The sequence below is a fragment of the Mesorhizobium sp. M7A.F.Ca.US.002.01.1.1 genome (genome assembly GCF_004022955.1).
GTDB classification, from domain to species: domain Bacteria; phylum Pseudomonadota; class Alphaproteobacteria; order Rhizobiales; family Rhizobiaceae; genus Mesorhizobium; species Mesorhizobium ciceri.
The window spans coordinates 1-832 of the sequence record NZ_RZQE01000979.1; the positions used below are offsets into that span (position 1 = coordinate 1).

An 832-nucleotide genomic window follows, 5' to 3' on the forward strand; every position below is an offset into this window, starting at 1 on the left:
ATCAGGAGGACAATGAGCGCGCAGGCCATGCCGCGAGGCCGGGAGACGAAACACGATGGAATCCGTTGCCAGAAGCCAATCCGCCGCCGATCCAGGCGCTTCGGCGTCGAACGACAAAACGCTGATTTACCGGCAGTCGCGCTGGACGCGGCTGACGCATTGGCTGTGGGCGATCTCGCTGTTCTTCATGCTGTTGTCCGGCCTGCAGATCTTCAATGCCCGTCCGCAGCTCTATATCGGCAAGCAATCGGGCTTCGATTACAACAACACCATCTTCGCCATCGGCGCCGAGAACTCCGATGCGGGTCCGCGCGGCTACACGGAGATCTTCGGCAAGCGCTTCGACACCACTGGGGTGCTCGGCTGGTCGGGTCCGGCCGGCCAGGAGACGTCCCGCGCCTTCCCGTCCTGGGCGACCATCCCGTCCTACTATGATCTCGGCACTGCGCGCGTCATCCATTTCTTCTTTGCCTGGATACTCACCACGACGTTGATCGTCTGGTTTGTCGCCAGCACCGTGAACGGCCATTTGCGGCGCGATCTCGCGCCACGCCTCGACGATTTGAAGCGGTTGCCGCAAGACATCGTCGACCACGCCAAGCTCAAATTCCATCACACGCGCGAATACAACACGCTGCAGAAGATGGCCTATGGCGGGGTTCTGTTCGTGCTGCTGCCGCTGATGATCATCACCGGTCTGGCGATGTCGCCAAGCATGAACTCGGTGCTGCCTTTCCTCAACGATCTGCTCGGTGGCCGGCAGACGGCACGCACCATCCATTTCACCGTCATGGTGCTGCTGGTCGCCTTCTTCGTCGTCCATATCCTGATG

1 protein-coding gene is annotated in these 832 nt (G+C 60.8%); it reads left to right on the top strand.

Features of this window, described 5'->3' with window-relative positions:
* Positions 1-55: 55 nt before the first annotated feature.
* A partial coding sequence (locus EN932_RS37195) for a cytochrome b/b6 domain-containing protein (protein ID WP_164890900.1) occupies positions 56-832 on the top strand: 777 nt, incomplete at its 3' end.